General features: G+C 48.9%; 18 protein-coding genes. 4 read left to right on the forward strand and 14 right to left on the reverse strand.

What is annotated here, in order from left to right; all coding sequences use genetic code 11:
• Positions 1-60 precede the first annotated feature (60 nt).
• From queC to QN379_RS15540, 3 genes are all read right to left on the reverse strand, one after another.
• A complete protein-coding gene (gene queC, locus QN379_RS15530; protein WP_322235188.1) occupies positions 61-762 on the reverse strand; it encodes a 7-cyano-7-deazaguanine synthase QueC in 702 nt (233 codons plus the stop codon).
• A gap of 220 nt (positions 763-982) precedes the next feature.
• Positions 983-1,747, reverse strand: coding sequence for a DUF3108 domain-containing protein (locus QN379_RS15535; RefSeq protein ID WP_322235190.1), 765 nt, complete (start codon positions 1,745-1,747; stop codon positions 983-985).
• Positions 1,748-1,852: 105 nt separating this feature from the next.
• Positions 1,853-3,031 carry a DUF3108 domain-containing protein gene (locus QN379_RS15540; protein ID WP_323507021.1) on the reverse strand — a complete coding sequence of 393 codons (1,179 nt, stop codon included), beginning with the start codon at positions 3,029-3,031 and terminating at the stop codon, positions 1,853-1,855.
• Positions 3,032-3,346: 315 nt separating this feature from the next.
• Between QN379_RS15540 and QN379_RS15545 the strand changes: the two genes are divergently transcribed.
• Positions 3,347-4,159: a PhaM family polyhydroxyalkanoate granule multifunctional regulatory protein gene (locus QN379_RS15545; protein WP_322235194.1), complete on the forward strand. Its 813-nt coding sequence runs from the start codon at positions 3,347-3,349 to the stop codon at positions 4,157-4,159.
• 68 nt (positions 4,160-4,227) lie between these two features.
• On the opposite strand, the gene QN379_RS15550 is transcribed toward QN379_RS15545, so the two are convergent.
• From QN379_RS15550 to QN379_RS15585, 8 genes are all read right to left on the reverse strand, one after another.
• Positions 4,228-4,749, reverse strand: a complete 522-nt coding sequence (locus tag QN379_RS15550) for a nuclear transport factor 2 family protein (RefSeq protein WP_322235195.1) — start codon at positions 4,747-4,749, stop codon at positions 4,228-4,230.
• Positions 4,746-5,531 (reverse strand): SDR family NAD(P)-dependent oxidoreductase, encoded by a 786-nt coding sequence (locus QN379_RS15555; RefSeq protein ID WP_323507022.1) that lies wholly within the window; start codon positions 5,529-5,531, stop codon positions 4,746-4,748. Before QN379_RS15555 ends, QN379_RS15550 begins: the two co-directional genes overlap by 4 nt.
• 47 nt (positions 5,532-5,578) lie before the next feature.
• Positions 5,579-6,115, reverse strand: coding sequence for a DUF3833 domain-containing protein (locus QN379_RS15560; RefSeq protein WP_322235199.1), 537 nt, complete (start codon positions 6,113-6,115; stop codon positions 5,579-5,581).
• A 77-nt stretch (positions 6,116-6,192) separates the two neighbouring features.
• Positions 6,193-7,452: an MFS transporter gene (locus tag QN379_RS15565; RefSeq protein WP_322235200.1), complete on the reverse strand. Its 1,260-nt coding sequence runs from the start codon at positions 7,450-7,452 to the stop codon at positions 6,193-6,195.
• Positions 7,449-8,087 carry a chalcone isomerase family protein gene (locus QN379_RS15570; RefSeq protein WP_322235202.1) on the reverse strand — a complete coding sequence of 213 codons (639 nt, stop codon included), beginning with the start codon at positions 8,085-8,087 and terminating at the stop codon, positions 7,449-7,451. Before QN379_RS15570 ends, QN379_RS15565 begins: the two co-directional genes overlap by 4 nt.
• 74 nt (positions 8,088-8,161) lie before the next feature.
• Entirely contained in the window at positions 8,162-9,415 is a 1,254-nt protein-coding gene (locus tag QN379_RS15575; protein ID WP_322235203.1) for a cyclopropane-fatty-acyl-phospholipid synthase family protein, read from the reverse strand.
• Complete coding sequence (locus QN379_RS15580; RefSeq protein ID WP_322235206.1) at positions 9,412-10,227, reverse strand: DUF1365 domain-containing protein; 816 nt, start codon at positions 10,225-10,227, stop codon at positions 9,412-9,414. Before QN379_RS15580 ends, QN379_RS15575 begins: the two co-directional genes overlap by 4 nt.
• A gap of 15 nt (positions 10,228-10,242) precedes the next feature.
• Complete coding sequence (locus tag QN379_RS15585; protein ID WP_323507023.1) at positions 10,243-11,580, reverse strand: NAD(P)/FAD-dependent oxidoreductase; 1,338 nt, start codon at positions 11,578-11,580, stop codon at positions 10,243-10,245.
• A 361-nt stretch (positions 11,581-11,941) separates the two neighbouring features.
• Between QN379_RS15585 and QN379_RS15590 the strand changes: the two genes are divergently transcribed.
• Together QN379_RS15590 and rfaE2 are read left to right on the forward strand one after the other, a co-directional pair.
• Entirely contained in the window at positions 11,942-12,805 is an 864-nt protein-coding gene (locus tag QN379_RS15590) for a ferritin-like domain-containing protein (protein ID WP_322235210.1), read from the forward strand.
• A gap of 141 nt (positions 12,806-12,946) precedes the next feature.
• Complete coding sequence (rfaE2, locus tag QN379_RS15595; RefSeq protein ID WP_322235212.1) at positions 12,947-13,426, forward strand: D-glycero-beta-D-manno-heptose 1-phosphate adenylyltransferase; 480 nt, start codon at positions 12,947-12,949, stop codon at positions 13,424-13,426.
• Positions 13,427-13,553: 127 nt separating this feature from the next.
• Here the strand turns inward: rfaE2 and QN379_RS15600 are convergent, their stop codons facing one another.
• The 3 genes from QN379_RS15600 to QN379_RS15610 all read right to left on the reverse strand — a co-directional run bounded on the left by QN379_RS15600 (position 13,554) and on the right by QN379_RS15610 (position 15,600).
• On the reverse strand, positions 13,554-14,024 hold the full coding sequence (locus QN379_RS15600) for a copper chaperone PCu(A)C (RefSeq protein ID WP_323507024.1): 471 nt from the start codon (positions 14,022-14,024) through the stop codon (positions 13,554-13,556).
• A gap of 318 nt (positions 14,025-14,342) precedes the next feature.
• Entirely contained in the window at positions 14,343-14,825 is a 483-nt protein-coding gene (gene trmL, locus QN379_RS15605; RefSeq protein ID WP_323507025.1) for a tRNA (uridine(34)/cytosine(34)/5-carboxymethylaminomethyluridine(34)-2'-O)-methyltransferase TrmL, read from the reverse strand.
• 13 nt (positions 14,826-14,838) lie between these two features.
• The gene (locus QN379_RS15610) at positions 14,839-15,600 is read right to left on the reverse strand and encodes a ComF family protein (protein WP_323507026.1); all 762 of its coding nucleotides are present in this window, start codon (positions 15,598-15,600) and stop codon (positions 14,839-14,841) included.
• A gap of 130 nt (positions 15,601-15,730) precedes the next feature.
• On the opposite strand from QN379_RS15610, the gene QN379_RS15615 reads away from it, so the two are divergent.
• Complete coding sequence (locus tag QN379_RS15615; RefSeq protein ID WP_323507027.1) at positions 15,731-16,717, forward strand: methyltransferase domain-containing protein; 987 nt, start codon at positions 15,731-15,733, stop codon at positions 16,715-16,717.
• The last annotated feature ends 91 nt before the right edge of the window (positions 16,718-16,808 follow it).

A 16,808-nucleotide genomic window follows, 5' to 3' on the forward strand; every position in this document is an offset into this window, starting at 1 on the left:
ATTTTTTATGGCTGATGCGATTGCATCATGTTTAGACTGATTTCAGATTTGTAAGGAAGCCTATTCAGCCACAAATTCTTGATAACCCCGCGCGCGTAGGGCGCAGGCTGGACACGTTCCGCAGCCATATCCCCAATCGTGTAGCGTCCCGCGCTCCCCTAAATAACAAGTGTGCGTATCGGCGCGAATCAGATCGACCAGCGCATCGCCGCCAAGTTCTTGCGCTAATTTCCATGTTTGCGACTTATCAATCCACATTAAGGGTGTTTCCAGCTTGATGCGTGTTGCCATGCCGAGATTGAGAGCGACTTGTAATGCCTTCATGGTGTCGTCCCGGCAGTCCGGATAGCCGGAGAAGTCGGTTTCACACATGCCGCCAACCAGAACATTGAGACCACGGCGATAAGCGACGGTTGCGGCAACGGTCATAAATAACAGATTGCGGCCTGGAACAAAGGTATTGGGTAGGCCATTTTCTTGCATGACGATCTCGACATCCTCCGTCATGGCGGTGGAGGAAATTTTAGAAATCAGGGATAAATCGATGACATGATCTTCTTCTAATTTCGTATTCCATTCGGCCGATTGGGCGCGCAATTTTTGCAATAATATCGGACGTTGCGTCAGCTCAACAGCATGCCGCTGACCGTAATCAAAACCGATGGTTTCCACTCGATCGTAGCGTGACAATGCCCACGCCAGGCATGTAGTTGAATCCTGACCACCGCTGAATAGAACTAATGCACCGTTTGGGACTGTCATATATGTATCTTTTTATTAAGTAAAAATTATTATGGCGATCGCTGCTCGGCGGTCGTCACATCGGCAAAGTTACCTTTGACAACGACATCCACTCGTTTATCCATTCGTCACGGATGAACGGACTTAAACGTTAAGCGATGGCGCATTTTCTCATAAGCGCCAAATATCATCTCGCAAAAATAATCAGCCTTGATCGGCTGTTCCCACTAAATGGGTGTCGTTATTTACTGATTTTGGCCAGTGTCTGGTCGACAAAATCATTATTAGGATCGGTAAAGCGGATGCGCACCGGATACCATTCAAGTGATGGTGCCAGCCAGATATCTAAACGCTGTTCAGTTGCATCAGGTGGCGGCTCTCTAAATATATGCACGGCGTCCACCTCGCCCGTCCCGGTCGTAATTTTTTCTTGATTAATGACTTTGAAGGTCCACGGCTCGGCGTCGCGTTGACCAGCGACGAAAAACACCCAGTCTGAACCGGGTTTGAATTGTTTGGCGGCCGCACGCGCGACCGCGACCAGCTGCCACACAATACTAGTTCGGTCCTGTTCGCCACCTTTGATCGGATACGATGCATCGGAGGGAGAAAAGGTGATTGTTCCGCCGGTCGCATCGCGATTGAATGTCGTCGTAGTAACGCTTTTACGGAAGCGCTTATCGGTGAACTGGGTTGGTGCTAAGCCGTAATCGTCAATTTTTCCATCACTTTTAGCTTCCAGGATTTTTCCTAAAATCATGGCTCGGGTGATGGCTTCGACGCTATAGTCGCGTCCATCCGTTTGCCATTTGACCACAGCATCGCCGCTAATCGAAAGACCACTTTGTCGCGCTCTGATCGTATAGTCTAGTTGGGCAGACGGTGGCAAATTAACTGGCCGTTTCGTGACCGTGTGATCTGTATTTGCAGAAAATGCGTAAATGCTAGCGCTGCAAAGCAGTGCGGCAATAGCAATACGTGCATACGAATGCGAGAGAATTTTCATAGTCTTCATTTAAAATATGGCCAGGAAATTCGACCAAAAGAGCGTTTCACGCGCAAGCAAAAAACGGTGAATGGTCAGTTAGGTATTGTTGATGTATTAAGTTGTTCAGTTAAGCAGCTTAAGTTTAGACAGCGACATATCCAAATAGTCCCCATTATTTTCGGTGAAGCGCAATTTAACCGGATACCACTGCTGTTGCGGGGCTAACCAGATGTCGAGAGTTTTCTCGTATGAACCTTTTTGCGGCTTTCGCGCCAGATGCCAAGTCATGACGGTTCCAGTGCCTACTTTGATTTCTTCCTGCCCCAGGATTTGAAAACGCCAGGTTTCGGCATCCTTGTCTCCTGCGACAAATAAATCGATGACACCGCCCGGAACAATTTTTCCCGCATCGCCACGTCCTATACTGGCCAATTGCCAGACGATGCTGGCGCGGTCTTGCTCACCACCGGTGCGCGGATAGCTATTGGCTGAGGCAGAAAAAGTAATATTGTTAGGCTCGCGTAAGAAGTGCGTGCTAGTGGCTGGTTTGCGGAATTTTTTCTCGGTGTAGAGCACCGGCGCTACGCCATAGGCGTTGATCTCGCCCTCGCTCTTAAAGTCCAGGGCGCTAATGAACAATACGCCCGCTTCGCCATTGATCGTGTAATTGGTACCATCGGTTTGCCACGTAATTTTTCCGCCGCCATGATAAGTTTGCCCTTTATTGAGAGCCTCAACGTCGTATTTCAGTTCGGCAGATGGCGGCGGTTTGATGTCGTAATGTACAGCGGTTGGCGGTGGCGGTGCAACTGGCTCGACTTTCGGTACGGGTTGCACGGGCGCGCCACTGGATGCATCGCCGGTTGATGCGGTTTCTGGGCCATTGCCATTAATGGCGGCTGGCGCTGTATTGTTGGTGATGTTGTCGGACACGCTATTCGGAATAGGTGTTCTGGTTTCTTTGATCGGCATATCCGGAACTTCAGGTTCCGAAGGCTTTGATTGTGGTCGGTCAGCTGTTTTTCTCTGCACTTTGCGTAATACGGGCGAAGGCTTGGGGGGAATCGGCTTTGGCGCCAAAATTGGCTTATCTACCGGCGGCAATGGCTTTAGCTCCGCTATGATGACTGGAGACTTGTCAGACGCAATTTTAGGCACTGTGAGCAAGTTGCTGCCCCAATTGATCAGAAAGAGATGCAATAGAAGTGAAGCCGCGAGCACAATCAGCCAGCCACGTGATGCCGTTCTGTTTGGTTGTATATTGCGCGTGTCTTTGGTCGCGTCTGTGGAAGGCCTCGTCATTTACGTAGTGTAAACCGAACGCTGCCGGTGTGCCTTATGCCGCTTGGAGCGCGTTGGTTTAATAATGAGATCGCACACCAACTGGAAAGTCCCGATCGGTAAATATAATGACCTCTTCAAGTCATTCATGATTCTTCGGAGAAATGTCATGGTGATATTTTATGGAGTTCTTTTGTCGCAGAAAATGGATGATTGATAGTACGGTAAAAATAAACCAATGATTCCTTGATCGGTCACAACAAAGCGTTTGTGGGCGGTATAGTATGCGATGGTGGCAAAAATAAAATGTGGACAAAATAATTTAAGGAGATTCATATGAGCAATCCTAATTTTCTCGGAGCGGACGCGATGTCGAACAGTGTTGATTTCATTAAGAAAATGTGGGGCGGAATGGGCGTGCCTGGCATGGTAGTGCCGATCATTTCGGTTGAGGAAATAGATAAGAAGGTCACAGATCTGAAAGCTGTCGAAGGTTGGCTTAGCCTCAATCTAAATATGTTGCGGACAACGATTCAAGCGCTGGAAGTGCAAAGTGCAACATTGACCGCCTTGAAGTCAATCGGTGCGCTGATGCCATCTGCCGATGGCAAGGCAACTGCGCAGTTTACCGATACCTCAGCAGCCGAGAGCGTTACCGAAGGTGCGGCCGCCTGGGCAACAATGGCTTCCCAATTTCCATTTTCGTTTATGCCAGAAAAAGCGAAAGCGGCAAACGAAACAGTACCTCAGCAAGCTGCTGCGCCGATTGCTGAACCACCGGCTCCTGCCCAGCCGGAGGACGTCGCTACGGAAAATCATTCTACTAGTGCGTCAGATGCGTCGCCGGCGGCTAATACCGGCGTTTGGTGGGATGTTCTACAAAACCAGTTTAAGCAAGTGGTGAGTGGTGTTATGGCGGCTGAGGCAGCGATGCCGAAAGAGCCGAAAGCGTCAACCAAGGCCCGAAAATCTGCAGCCAAACCAGGGGAAACTGCGAAGAGTAACCCAACCAAAGTGAAACCGAAGGTTAAGCCGGGTGCAGCCTCGAGAGCGACCAAATCAACCACTGCCACAGCGAGAACCAAGCTCAAGGTTGGTACCGCTAAAGCTTCGCCAGTCTCTCGCAGTAAGAAAATAGAGTTGAAATAAGGTTTTTGGATCAGTTGCGCAGCAGGTTGGATGTTGACCCTCTGCGCAATCGTTGGGTAGGTATCGGGCTAGTTTTGTAAGATTGTATGGCCGCGGTCTGGTGTGTCACTGGCTTTCGCCCCGCGTTTCAATAAGCGCATGAGGGCACCTAATACGGGTAGCTTTTCGTATAGTTCTTCTGCCGCATCCCAATAGTCGCGATGGTAGATAATATAGCCGTCGTTATCCAAGCGAAAATGCGTAGCGCCGCGTATGCATTGATCGGCGCTAGAAAAACGTTTCATCCGAAAGTAAAACTCCCACGTCATGAAGGCCGTGTCGCCCTGATGCATATGGTGCGTAATAACGAAGCGCGGGTCGTCAACCTGGACAAACATATGCGTAAATAAATGTTTAATGGCAGGCAGTCCTGTGATCTCATTGAAGGGATCTTTGAACCATGCATCCCGGGCGTAAATTAGTGGGATCAACGCCAAATTATCGAGAGATAAGGTCTCAAAGAACGTTACGATCCGCAACAAATTCTTATGTTGATCACCCCGCTGATCATCCTGTTGCTCGGTCAATTGTTGTTGATGAGTTGTATTCATAGCCCAGTCACCTTGTGTATCAACGCGAAGTAAGCACGATAAGGCAACAGGCGTGCAAAGCGCAGCCAGTTGGTAAACCGTTTGGGGAAATGAATGTGAAAGTGACCACGTTCAACGCCTTCAATCAGCGCTTCAGCGGCGCTTGAGGCCGACATCATGGCAGGCATTGGAAAGTCATTATCAGCAGTCAGGGGCGTGTCCACAAAACCTGGATTGATCAGATACACCCCAATTCCCCGCGGGTGCAGATCAAAATAAAGACATTCCGATAAATTGATTAGCGCCGCTTTGGTTGCGCCGTACGCCATCGCCCTTGGTAGCCCGCTGTAGCCTGCGACCGATGCCACAATGCCAATCGCACCTTGACCTTGTTTCAACAAAACGGGCAAAGTAGCATCAAGGCAGTGCATGACGCCGCGTAAATTGAGATCAATCAGGCGGTTGGCGAGTGTCAAATCAAAACTATCGACGCGCATTTCACCATAGCCGCCCGCAACGATCAATATCAGATCAATACCGTGCCACGCATTGAGAATTTGGTCCCGCGCAGCAAGCACGATGTCGTGCTGAGTAATGTCGAGCACAACAATGAGGGCATTGTGCTGACCGGCGGCAATCTCGTTCAGTCCTATGGCGTTACGCGCCGACAGAGCAACGCGAGCGCCTTTTGCCAGAAGCTTGCGAGCAGTTTCCGCACCGATACCGCTAGAGGCACCGATCACCCAGACACGTTGCTTATGCCAGTCGCGGAGTGGCGCATTCATCGGATTCATGAGATTCATAGTGTCTTCGAAATAAAGGCTGGATGGCTAACTCTGCTTTTCACTGTTTAAGGGCGCTTATTAAACGACAAACTAATGTCGCCGACCTTAAAGCCGAATTTGCTCATTACTGCATGATTGAGCATGACGCGTTGATCCATTTGGACCATTAAATCATCGAGGCTGACATTGATGATACGTCCATCCACTGGCAATGCCAGAACGTATTTCCAACGTAAGGTATTACCATCGGTAATACCAATTGCTTCCCCTACGATGTCAGATGCGGTACCAATGAACTTGTTTGGCCCCACTTTTTTCAAAGTCCAGATGCGGCGTTGTTTCGTGCCATCGGAATAAGTGAAGTCCTCATCCAGAGTGCCGGTGTCACCTTCCCATTTACATTGAATGACGACGGTAAAGCGTTTGACTACTTTACCGGAACGATCTTGAAACATACCCCAGGCGTCCAGCGTGCCATTGAAGTATTGCTGGAGGCTGAGCGTTGGTTTTTGGTCTGCATAAATATTACCCTCGGATGTCGTGCTGCATCCATTTAATAAGACGATGATTCCCACCACCAATATTTTTAAAAACGATTTCATACTGTTCTCCGAAAAGGATGATGTCCGAAAGTGACAGACGGGCGCTAAAGGTTGTTCATAGGTCGCTTTGAGATTGCTTAAACGTGGCGCAAAGGAGCCCTCCATAGGATCATTGCGGCAATGAGCTTTAGCGCGCATGGGAGTACTGCATAACCAATTGCCAGCGCTTGCGCGCCTTGGTGATTGATAAGGTGTGGCTGGTAGCCAAGGTATTGCAGCAGTGGCAATGAAATGCCAGCTGCTAAAGCCAGATTGATTTTGGTCGCCCAGCTCCATATACCGAAATAAGCGCCTTCTTTTTGAGAGCTATGACCGCCATTCGCGATCACGCCAGCGAGCAGAGCTGGCGGCAGTAACAGGTCGGCTCCCAATGCAAAACCGGACATGATGCATATGAGCGAAAAGGGCAGCATATCACCGGCCGTTAATCCATAAGCCCATACAAAAGCGGCGATCGCCAACAGCATTGCGGTGAACCAGACGCGGGCTTCACCGAAGCGTCGGGCTAGCGCAGACCAGCCTGGCATTGATATCGCACCAGCCAAAAAGTACAGCATCAGAAATAAACCACCATATTTTCCGAGTTGCAATTGATCATCTACAAAAAATAGGAATAACGTTGCCGGTATCGCCGCCGCAATGCCATTCACTACAAAAATGCCGAACAGCCAGCAAAAGCGAGAATTTCCAAATGGCAATAAAACTCCTGACAGAAATGCTCCACGATCCGTCGTCTCCATGATAATTCCATTTGAAGGACCAGGCTTTGGGGCGAGCTTAAGTATGAATGCCGATGCAACCAGCAGGATGACGAATATTGGTGGTAACCAGCGAATGCCCAGCAAGCTGGGTAGCGCCGCTGCAAGCACCACGCCAATCAAACCGCAAGCCTCGCGCGTTGCAGTAAGACGTGAGCGTTGTTCCAAAGCTTGCGTGAGGGCTGCGCCCCAACTTTGATGGGCTATCGTACCAATACTAAAGCCAACGTACACGATGAGCAATGCCAGTACTAGCCACGACAGTGGAAATCGCTCCGCAAACGCAGGCGGTAAAAATAGCGCACTGAAACCAATCGCCAATAAGGGCACTCCCAGCCAGATCGCATTTCTGAATCGATCTTCGGTGTGTGCGTGGTCAAGCCAGCGACCAATTGCCGGATCGATAAATGCATCAAACAAGCGGGTTATCAGCAAAATCAGACCGATGAGAGACAGTGAAATACCAAATCTGTCGGAATAAAATTGTGGAACATAGACGTACACCGGTAATGCAACCAGCGCCAGTGGTAAACCAAACAGGCCATATTTGAGAAGCGCAGGGAATCCTAATAGTGTCATTCGTGCTGTGTTGAATTGGTTGAAGTAGTCGCATTCATCAAAAGCGCTTTGCGTAGCGTGGGACTTGTCGTTTTTGGTGAAAGCCAAATGCCAAAAAATGCTGTTGCGAAATGTGGATCGTTGATTTCTCCGATCATTTTTCCATCCATATAAAAACGCGTGCCGACATTTGGAAGAAATATCCCGGTAATATGCGATCCGTCGATCACGTGAGGGAAAATGGATTTCATTTGACTAAGCCATGGTCCGTATTCTGCGTCGCTACCGCTGCCAATTTTCCGCATTTGATCGATGCTGCTTTCAGCAATTTTACTGCCGTCGAATGACCGGCTATAGCGTAAATCAAGTGCAAAGCTCGCAGCATCAGGCGCTGATGGTTGAAAACCTTTATCTCCGACCCAAAGCTGCGCGTCATAAATGGATAATCCAAACCAGCGGAATTTTCCTTGGCCAGCTAGTCGCGCATGAGGGAGCGCGTTGCCTATATGGGCTGGCGCGCTGATGGCTGGGTTGACAATCGGATTGTCATGCATTCTTCCAGCGTCGTCGGCCGCGATAACGTTGCCGAGGGAAGCTAGCGAAAACGCACAAGTTAATAAATACCGGCGCCATTGGCTCATCTGAACCATCAACATCTTTTCTCCTTACAATCTCAGACTTTCCGTCATCCCGAACTGCCGTCAACCTTCTTTTTTGCAGCAGGAAGTTTTTATTTCTTTTGCAAGGTGAATTGGGCTACGTTGATACTGCCGGCAATAAATCCCGCTTCGCAATACGCCAGATAAAAATCCCAGGTTCGTAAAAATCGATCATCAAAGCCTTGCGCGCGTACTTTTGGGAGCTGCTCTTTAAATGCGCGACGCCACTCGACCAACGTGCGGGCATAGTCCAGTCCAAATGAAAGGGTATCGACTACCTTTAAGCCATGGCTTTCAGCCTGCGCGCGGAACGCCGATGGCGATGGCAGCATACCGCCGGGGAAAATGTATTGCTGTATGAAGTCGGTACCGCGGCGATAACGTTCGAATAGTGTATCGTCAATCACAATGGTCTGGATACAGGCGCGCCCACCAGTTTTTAGATTGCTCGCAATACAGGAGAAATAACTCGGCCAATATTTCTCGCCGACTGCCTCAAACATTTCGATCGAGGCGATTCCGTCGAATTTTCCCTCTACATCCCGATAATCTTGTAATAGCAGTTCAACCCGATTGACGACACCCGCGTCTTGCAGCCGCTGATTGGCAAAGTGTAGCTGTTCAGTAGACAGCGTGAGACCGGTAACGTGAGCGTTGGCTTCACGAACCGCAATTTCGGCAAAAGCGCCCCATCCGCAGCCGATCTCCAAAATACGGGAGTTGGCTGGAAGACGTAGTTGGCTGAGTATGCGGCGATACTTGGCATCCTGACCTTGCTGTAGATTTTCAACATGATCATCCGAAAATAATGCGCTCGAATACGTCATAGAAGGATCTAGCCATAATTGATAGAAGTCATTGCCGATATCGTAATGTGCATGGATATTTTTGCGACTGCCAGTTTTGCTGTTGCGATTAAACAGATGTTTTACGCGATACAGAAAATTCCCCCACCAAGTTCCGTAGATCACCGATTCAATCACCTGCCGATTACGGATGAACAGTTCGATCAGTCCGGGTAAATCGTCTGTACTCCAATGGCCGTCAATAAACGTTTCTGCAAAACCGATGTCGCCTGACTTCAGAGCCGCGTTGAAAACGTCCCAGTTTTTTAGCATCATCGTGACGGGACGAGCGCGCTCATCAGCAACGTTGCCATAAGTCGCCGATTGTCCATCGGGAAACTCCATGATTAAAATGCCGTGATCAAGTTTTTGCAATAGCTGAAGAATAAACTGCACACGAGCCGGGAAGTGTTTTGTCGATATGCCATCGTAATCTTGCGCGTTACCGTAAGCGCTGGAACGGGTAGAGTTGGTGTTCATCTGGATACCTCGTTAGAAGGTGGAGCGGGTTTGCTGTAAAAGGGAACGCGCTTGCGCCATAGCTTTAGCGCTTGCCAATGAATGCGAAGAATGACGCCGACAGTCATGATTGGATAGCGGAAAAATGCACGCGCGACGAGCCGGTCGGATAGCGGCAAAAGTGGCTCCGCTGTGCCTGAAACACTCGTGAGAATTAAGGGTCCACTGGCATCGTCATATTCGATGCGCGCTGTCGTGCGCTCGGTCAGCAGGGTTTCATGTTGATTTTGCGTGCGCATAAATCTAAAACGATAAGCGCCAGCGACTTCGCAGAATGGTGAAACATGAAACATTTTGTTGGCGCGCAATTCTGTGCCGAATGTAATGCTGCCGCCATCTTGGGTTTTGCCGTCGAGCAGATAGCTGTGCTGCTCGCCAAAAGTATTGCGTACTTCGCATAGCACCGCCCTTAAGCTGCCATCCAGACGATGACAGAACCAAAACGACACCGGATTGAACACATAACCAAGTACACGTGGAAACGTCTGAAGCCAAATTTCGCCGTCGGCATCATCGATTCCTTCGGTTTTCAGCGTTGCATCTATCCAAGCCAACGGAGTTTGTCGTCCATCGCCATAATCACGATCATGAAACGACAAAAAATTAAATTTGTTACGTGAAAAAAAATGGCTATCAAAATTTGACTCACCCAGTGCACGTAAAGGTATGCGAAGGTAATACACGCCATACGTGAATGCGTGATGTACCGGACGCAACCGGGTATGGCGGACGTTACCGAAACACAGTTGTACGTGATTAGAGGGAGAGGGCATGTTCTTTCTCCTGTGCTAAGCCGCGATGCTCTCAATGGGCATAGACAGTGCCGGTTTAATGTTGCGAGTGATCTCTGGTTGGACAATAATGGCATTTGCGACGGCTAGTCCCGATTTGAGACCGTCCTCATGAAATCCGTAACCGAGCCATGCACCCGCGAACCAGGTGTTATTTTGTCCTTGAAGCTTCTCGAATTTGGGTTGCGCGGCAATCGCCGTAGCATCGAATATAGGATGGGCATAGTCGAATCGGCGTATCACGCTGTGCGGTGCCGGTTGTTCGATCGGGTTGAGCGAAACAATCAAAGGTGTTTTAAAAGGAAGCGGCTGCAATTGATTGAGCAAATAGTGGACGCACACCTTTGGATCGTTACCATTCTCGCTTTGATAGTTCCAGGCCGCCCAGGCTTTGCGGTTGCCTGGCAACAAACTGTGATCGGTATGCAGTACTGCGTGATTGGGCTGATATTGGACCGCTGACAGGAGTTTTTTTTCTTGCATGGAAATATCTTGCAACAATTTCAAGCTTTGATCGCTATGTCCGGCCATGACGACATGGTCGTAGGTGCAACTGCCTTGATGGGTTTGAATCACCACCTGGCAAACGTCATTAATGTAAGCCCGACGCACGCCGGTTACGGGAGTCTTTAAATATTTATGAGGAATCGCTGCTATTATTTTTTCAACATATTGTCGGGCGCCACCCTTAACGGTGTGCCATTGAGGTCGGTCATTCACTTGCAGTAATCCGTGATTATGACAAAAGCGAATAAAACTCGACACTGGAAAGGCGAGCATTTGTGCGGTTGGGCAGGACCAGATACATCCAGCCATTGGAAGCAAATACCAGGTTTTGAATGCTTGGCTATAGTTATTGTGCGACAAGAACTCTCCTAGCGACATCCGCCCGAGGGGTGAGTTTTTGTCGTTGGCGAGTAAGGTCGCTTGCTTATTGAAGCGCAGAATGTCGCGGATCATTCCTATATAGCGCGGATTAAGCAAATTACGGCGCTGCGTAAATACGCTGTTGAGATTCGTACCTGACCATTCCAGTGTGCGTTTTCCGAGGCAACCATTGATGGGGATTTTGACGGAAAACGACATATCGGTAGCGACCGTTTCGACTTGCAATTCGTCGAAAAGATTGACCAGGTTGGGGTAAGTTCGGTGATTGAATACCAAAAAGCCGGTGTCGACGCCATAAGTCTGCCCTTCCAGGGTCACATCGACTGTGTTGGTATGACCGCCAAAATAATCATTGGCCTCATAAAGCGAGACATGATGACCAGCTTGCGTTAAGCGATACGCACAGGAGAGGCCTGAAATACCAGAACCAATAATCGCTATTTTCATCTTGCCTCTCCTGGGGTCACGTTAATTTTCATTAATCTTTTATATAGATGCCCTTTTTAAATACGGGACTTAATCATCCTGTTATTGATACGGCGCTGCATCGCGTTTGGATTCAAATTAGTTTAATGGTGCATTTGATAATATATGAAGATGAATCCAATGCGCCGTAATTGGCGTATATAAAAGCGTTGCAGGAAGGAAAATGTGAAACTTCTTGTGAAAAGTGAATCGTGACGATGAAAGCTTTTTCAGTAGTTATTTCAATGCAGATGATTGAATCTGACGACTACACAGCTTATAAATAGGTTGCTAAGGTAATTCTTGGTAAAATCAGGGCGTTAACCCATCTTGTAAGGTATGTATGCTGTATCCCGAACTGTTTAAATCGCTGGAACAAGTCCGTTGGAACATGGAGACCGATATTCCGTGGGACAAATTCGACGCTTCCCAACTTTCCGATGAGCAGGCTCAGACGATTCGCATGAATGCAATTACAGAATGGTCAGCGCTACCTGCGACAGAAATGTTTTTGCGCGATAACCATGGTGATAGCGATTTTTGCGCATTCATGTCAGTGTGGTTCTTCGAAGAGCAAAAGCATTCGCTGGTATTGATGGAGTATCTGCGGCGTTTTCGGCCCGAGTTGGTTCCGACGGAAGCGGAACTTGATAAAGTGCGCTTCGAATTTGATCCTGCGCCGCCACTTGAAACGTTGACAATGCATTTTTGCGGCGAAATTCGTCTCAATCATTGGTATCGTTGTGCATCTGAGTGGCACACCGAACCGGTTATCAAGCAGATTTATAAAATTATTAGCCAGGATGAAGCGCGTCATGGTGGTGCGTATTTGAAATACATGAAAAAGGCGCTGGTGGAAGTTGGCGATACCGCGTCTGCTGCGTTCGCTAAGATTGGCGTATTGATGGCATCTGCACGCCGGACTGAAAAGCCCTTGCACCCGACGAATCTGCACGTGAATAAGACGTTATTCCCGAATGATACGGTTCAAAGCCGGTTGCCTGATCCAGAATGGCTCGAGCGCTGGCTTGATGACCAGATTCAATTTGATGGCGTGTGGGAAAAGAAAGTAGTTGATCGCATATTGCACAATATGTCATTGCTATTTGAGCGTAGCTTTTCAACGGTGCAGGAGTTGAATCGTTACCGTAAAGAGATTGTTGCGCGTTTAGCTACATCGGCCGTCGCGCCGGTCGTGAACGTTTAGTTATTCGCTGCAAACGCTTAAACTGGTTAATATTGTGATAAATATTGACGCCATATTTTAAGATGGTTCCATTAAAGCCGCACAATGTTGCGGCTTTTTTTATTGCTGATATATATAAGTCAAATAAGTTACATGAGCGCTATGATTACATTCGAACAAAAAATTGCTTCCAGAGCTGAATTACGTACCCGCATCGCTGCTTTGCCGCAGCCTGTAGTGTTAACTAATGGTGTTTTTGATATTTTGCATCGCGGTCACGTCACCTATCTCGCACAAGCGCGGCAGGAAGGCGCGTCGCTCGTGGTCGCAGTGAACACGGATGCGTCGGTTAAGCGTCTTGGGAAAGGCGATGATCGGCCGATTAATACGTGTGCCGATCGCATGGCGGTACTCGCAGCCTTAGAAGCGGTAAGTCTGGTGGTTGAGTTTGATGAAGATACGGCGCTTGAAGTTGTGCAGGAAGGTCGACCAAATATTTACGTTAAGGGCGGCGATTATCAGATGGACGCGATTCCTGAGGGACAAGCGGTTCTCGCGTATGGCGGCAAAGTGGTTGCCATACCTTTTGAGCATGATCGTTCGACGAGTAAGTTGCTATCTAAAGTCCGTCAGGGCACTTAGCCATTCGCTATCGCCCCTGATTCGTTTGTTTTTATTGTCGTCCAGTTGTTCGCCCGCGACAATCGATAACGCAGAAGTGATACAAAGGTAAAGGCGAATAGTTATCCGCCTCTCCATGCTGTTTCCATCAATGTTGGTGCATCGTACCGGGCTTGCTGCTCATATCGTCAACGCTGACGGAGACGTCAATTTTTCCCGCTTTCTGAAACGTTAATGTCATTGGAAACTTGTCGCCTACTTTAAGCGGTTTCGTCAGCCCCATTAGCATAATGTGAAAACCACCGCCGGGCGCCATGTTTAGCGTGCTCGTCGGCTGTAGCTCAACTTCTCCTACTTCACGCATTTTCATGACATCGCCATCCATCCTCATCGTGTGAATCTCCACTGATTTCGCAGCAGGCGAGGTCGCGCCGAGTAACTTGTCTGTGCCGGGTCCCGTATTCTCTATACTCAGATAGGCACCGCCGCTGGGTTGGCCCGGTACGGTTGCACGGGCGTACGGATGGTCAATTTTTAACGCGCCAAGTTTGTAGTCATGCGCGCAAACAGACGCACTGATTATGCATGCAAAGACCGAGACGATAAGGCGTGGAAACATGATATTCCTTTAACTAATAGTGGAGCAACACAGCAAATGACCATGATTGGGGATTGGTCATGTGCCGTTATTAAGTGCGTAATGCGACTGAGTAATACCGTTGGACTTAACAACTCGGTGCAAGAAAAATAGCAGCGCGCACTAAATCGAAGCACCGATTATAGCAATTACACCGTTTCGCTAAGGTCGTCGAAAGATAAGCCACCGATGTCTGTCAAGCAGCCAAACACCCGAATATCCATACAAAATTTCTAAGGCCGAGAGGATGGCGACCGAAAGCCGATGCTTTAAGCACTTTCTACAGCGGGATCGTTATTATTAGGCGCCCCCTACAAAACCGTTTTGACGCCATGCCTCATACACGACCACAGCTACCGTATTGGACAGGTTTAAGCTCCGATTATCGGGGCGCATTGGTAGACGGATACGCTGAGACTCTGCAAACGATTCGCGTAGTTCGGGAGCCAATCCTCGTGTTTCAGATCCGAACACGAACATATCGCCCGGTTTAAACGCAATGTTGGCAAATGGCGTAGAGCCATGCGTAGTCATTGCAAACATCCGGCTCGGGTCGTAGTTGGGCTCATGTTTCATGAAATCAATAAAGGCGCACCAATTGGGATGCACTTTCATAGTTGCATAGTCGTGGTAGTCCAGGCCCGCTCGCCGCATTTTCGCGTCGTCAAGCGGGAATCCAAGCGGTTCGATCAAATGCAGCTGCGCGCCAGTATTGGCACATAATCGAATAATATTGCCGGTGTTCGGCGGAATTTCAGGCTCAACCAGTACGACATGAAACAACGGTGTTCTCCTTCTATTTAAGTTGTGTTCGGGCAAAGACAATATTAGTGACACGGACCGCTCCGAAGCGTTTTAATGTACGCGCGAGCTCGTTTAGTGTTTCACCGGTCGTCATTACATCATCAATCACGCCGATATGGCGTCCGGAAATGAGTTTGACCGCTTGGGGCGGGACGGTAAAAGCATTGCGCAAGTTTTGGCGGCGCTTATGCAAGGCCAGCTTCGCTTGTGGCAGAGTATCGTGGGGGCGCTGTATTAAATTGGGCTGTAGAGAAATATTTAGCAAGCGCGATAGCGGTTTAGCGATTTCTAAAGCCTGATTGAAGCCCCGTTTAGCGATTCGCTTTGGGCTGAGTGGGACCGCAGTTAATATATCAGGTAAATTGTTCGCTATAGCTGGTCGGCGTAGTGCGGCATCGCGCAGCATTCTCGCAAATACTGGCGCGAGCGCCAATTGTCCACCAAACTTTAGTGTTAGTACGAGTTGGTCGCCGGGCGCAGCATAGTCAATCGCTACCACCGAAGCATCAAAAGCACGCTTTTGCTTCAGGCAGTCACCACACAAACCGCATAAGTCAGGCGTTTTTCTGCTAATGACGGGCAGAGGGTTTGCGCACTGCTGGCAACGTACTGTTTCATGTGAAAAATAGCTTTGATCGCAGCCGGCACAAATGACGTTTAGACCGATTTGACCGCACAACGCACAGCATGTCGGCAGCCCATCACGCAGAAGAGCGGGTATTTGTTGCGACCAGCGAAGTAGGGCTTTAAGCATCAATGGATCAGCGTATTTGGTTGAAATTGCTCTATATATGTTTGTGGGGACTTTTATGACGTACGTCGCGTAATTGTGCAACGGTGTAAACTAATTGAATTATCGCACTTCATTTAACCGACAGATTTTAATGCCAATCTCATCCTCTTCACCATCGTCGCCCTCATCTAATAAGCCTTTGGCTTATGCTTTGAATGACGCAGCCTCCAGCGCTCCAATAGATTTGCATCGGGTACGCACATTATTTGCCGATCCATCCTGCGTGCGGGAGTCCGAATTTTTGCGCCGCGAGATTTCAACAAGAATGCATGAGCGCCTAGCGCTGGTTAAAATTTTGCCGAAACGTGTCCTCGACGCGGGATGTGGCGATGGGCCGGATATATATACATTGCAGCAGCGCTTCGCCCAAGCTCGCATATTAGGGTTGGATGCATCGTTCGGAATGTTGTCAGCAGCACAAAATCAGCAAGAGGCAGCGCAGTCTTCAGTCAATCGCCTGTTAAAGAAGTGGCTGCCTATAAAGAGTAGCAGCCTGGAATCGGACCTGCTCTGCGGTGACTTCGCAGCGCTACCGCTGGCGCGTGACGTTGTCGATTTGGTGTGGTCCAATCTGGCATTACATTGGCATCCGCAGCCAGATCGTGTATTTGCTGAGTGGCGAAGAGTCTTGCGAGTTGATGGATTGCTAATGTTTTCTTGTTTTGGTCCAGATACTTTCAAGGAGTTGCGTGGTGCGTTTGCGGCGGCAAATCCTGTGTCGCATATGCCGTTGTTACCGTTTGTGGATATGCATGATTTTGGTGACATGCTGGTGAACGTTGGTTTTTCGACGCCGGTAATGGATATGGAAACAATCACTGTCACTTATGACACGTTAGAGAAGCTACTGGCTGATGTGAAGTCCTTCGGTGGTAATCCTCTTGTAACACGTAGTCGTTCTTTGGTTGGTCGTGCGGCATGGCAGCGCGTAGTGGATGCGATTGAAGCGACGCGCAGAGCGGATGGCAAACTGCCGCTGACATTCGAAATTATTTACGGCCACGCCTTCCGACCAGCACCAAAAAAGACGGCTAATGGAGAGTCTGTAGTGCGCTGGGATTTGGATAAGAAAAGATAATTTAATTTATATTAAAAATTGCTTGCCAGTGTTGAGATGTGTTGCTATAGTTCGGCCTCTGTTGAAAACGACGCGAAATACTGAGTACGGC

Source organism: Glaciimonas sp. Gout2 (genome assembly GCF_035018905.1).
Taxonomy (GTDB): domain Bacteria; phylum Pseudomonadota; class Gammaproteobacteria; order Burkholderiales; family Burkholderiaceae_D; genus Glaciimonas.